Genomic DNA, 2,189 nt, shown 5'->3' on the forward strand with positions numbered 1-2,189 from the left:
CCGGCGATCAAGGCCATCCTGAAGGCCGTGGGCGACGAGATTCCCGTGCAGCTGGGTGGTGGCATCCGCGACCTCGACACGATCGAGCGTTACCTCGACGACGGTCTGAGTTACGTGATCATCGGCACCGCTGCGGTCAAGAACCCCGGCTTTCTGCAAGACGCCTGCACCGCGTTCGGCGGCCACATCATCGTCGGGCTTGATGCGAAAGACGGCAAGGTCGCGACCGACGGCTGGAGCAAGCTCACCGGCCACGAGGTGATCGACCTGGCGAAGAAGTTCGAGGACTACGGTGTCGAAGGCGTGATCTACACCGACATCGGCCGTGACGGCATGCTGACCGGCCTCAATATCGAAGCGACGGTGAAGTTGGCCCAAGCCCTGACGATCCCGGTCTTCGCGTCCGGCGGGCTGTCCAGCATCGCCGACATCGAGGCGTTGTGCGCAGTCGAAGGCGAGGGCATCGAAGGCGTGATCTGCGGCCGCTCGATCTACACCGGCGCGCTCGATTTCGCCGCCGCGCAAGCCCGCGCCGACGAGCTGGCCGAGGCCGGCTAGACCGCCGCTTCAGGGGCCGTCGATGCGCGGCCCCAGCCAGGCGGCAGCTCGCGCAACACCGCCTTTGCATCCAGCGACCGGATCGGCACGCTGCGGTCCGCCGGGATGCGCTGCGCGGCCAGCAGCGCCTCGTAACGCAGAGCGGTGACGCGCAAGAACGATGCGAAGTTGCCGACCTCGCCGCGCGCCACCACCAGCTCGTCGTACAGCCGCTCGATCAGCTGCACCACGCCGAGGCTGTCACGCTCGGCGATCTCTTCCAGCACTGCCCAGAAAAGGTTCTCCAGCCGGATGCTGGTGACCACGCCATGCAACCGCACCGAGCGGGTGCGGCCTTCGTAACTGGCCGGTTCGGCGCTGATGAAAATCTCGCACATGGGCCGTCTCGTCGGGTGGGTGTCGGGCCTGCCAATGTAGGCCACGACACCCTGCCGCTCAAGTCTCGATGCGGGTGCCGAGCACGGCCAGGAACTGGCGGATCCACGCCGGGTGCGCCGGCCAGGCTGGCGCGGTGACGAGCTTGCCGTCAGTCACTGCTGCGTCGATCGCAATGCCGCAGTACTCGGCACCGGCCAGTTCCACCTCGACCTGGCAGGCCGGGTACGCCGACACGCGCCGGCCTTTGATCAGCCCGGTGGCGGCCAGCAGCTGCGCGCCGTGGCAGACCGCGGCCACGGGCTTGTCGGCCTGCAGGAAGTGGCGGGTGATCTCGACCACGCGGCTGTTCATGCGCAGGTACTCGGGCGCGCGACCGCCCGGGATCACCAGCGCGTCGTAGGCCTCGGGCTTCACGTCGGCAAAGCTGGCGTTCAGCGTGAAGCGGTGGCCCGGCTTTTCGCTGTAGGTCTGCGCGCCTTCGAAGTCGTGGATCGCCGTGTGGATGAAGTCGCCGGCTTTCTTGTCCGGCGCCACAGCATGCACCTCGTGGCCGACCGCCAGCAGCGCCTGGAAAGGCACCATGGTTTCGTAGTCTTCGCCATAGTCGCCGCACAACATCAGGATCTTCTTCGCCATCGATGCTCTCCTTGAATGGGGCCCCGGCGCACCCGAGCGCCGGCGGTGAACCATTTTGGTGAGCGGGTGCATGGGCGTGGTAACAGCGGGCTGTGACCCGGTTTGCAGGTGCCGGGCTGCGACAATCGGGGCCGTCGTTCCACTGTCTGCGCACCGCCTCGCCATGCTCGCCAAACGCATCATTCCCTGCCTCGATGTCACCGGCGGCCGCGTCGTCAAAGGCGTCAACTTCGTCGAGCTGCGCGATGCCGGCGACCCGGTCGAGATCGCCGCGCGTTACAACGAGCAGGGTGCCGACGAGCTGACTTTTCTCGACATCACCGCCACCAGCGACGGGCGCGACCTGATCCTGCACATCATCGAGGCGGTGGCGTCGCAGGTCTTCATTCCGCTGACTGTCGGCGGCGGAGTGCGCACAGTCGAAGACGTGCGCCGCTTGCTCAATGCCGGTGCCGACAAGGTCAGCTTCAATTCGGCGGCGGTGGCGAACCCGCAGGTGATTCGCGACGCGTCAGAGAAATACGGTGCGCAAGCGATCGTCGTGGCGATCGACGCCAAACGCCGCCATGGCGACGACCTGGCCGCGCGCGGCCCGGGCTGGGATGTGTACACCCACG

4 protein-coding genes are annotated in these 2,189 nt (G+C 66.9%); 2 read left to right on the forward strand and 2 right to left on the reverse strand.

The window, feature by feature from the left end; genetic code table 11:
• Positions 1-558, forward strand: a 558-nt coding sequence (locus tag AC1DYI_RS33420; protein WP_477208410.1) for a HisA/HisF-related TIM barrel protein, incomplete at its 5' end; no start/stop codon positions are given.
• Here AC1DYI_RS33420 and AC1DYI_RS33425 read toward each other — a convergent pair.
• Together AC1DYI_RS33425 and AC1DYI_RS33430 are read right to left on the reverse strand one after the other, a co-directional pair.
• Positions 555-935, reverse strand: coding sequence for a ribbon-helix-helix domain-containing protein (locus AC1DYI_RS33425; RefSeq protein WP_477208411.1), 381 nt, complete (start codon positions 933-935; stop codon positions 555-557). The genes AC1DYI_RS33420 and AC1DYI_RS33425 overlap by 4 nt on opposite strands.
• 58 nt (positions 936-993) lie before the next feature.
• Complete coding sequence (locus AC1DYI_RS33430) at positions 994-1,572, reverse strand: DJ-1/PfpI family protein (RefSeq protein ID WP_477208412.1); 579 nt, start codon at positions 1,570-1,572, stop codon at positions 994-996.
• 163 nt (positions 1,573-1,735) lie between these two features.
• Between AC1DYI_RS33430 and hisF the strand changes: the two genes are divergently transcribed.
• Positions 1,736-2,189, forward strand: a 454-nt coding sequence (gene hisF, locus AC1DYI_RS33435; protein WP_477208413.1) for an imidazole glycerol phosphate synthase subunit HisF, incomplete at its 3' end; no start/stop codon positions are given.

This window comes from Ideonella sp. P3_A4 (assembly GCF_056403075.1).

Bases quoted from the DNA above. Each gene is read 5' to 3' on its own strand.
- AC1DYI_RS33425 (WP_477208411.1), bottom strand. From the start codon at position 935: ATGTGCGAGATTTTCATCAGCGCCGAACCGGCCAGTTACGAAGGCCGC.
- AC1DYI_RS33430 (WP_477208412.1), bottom strand. From the start codon at position 1,572: ATGGCGAAGAAGATCCTGATGTTGTGCGGCGACTATGGCGAAGACTAC.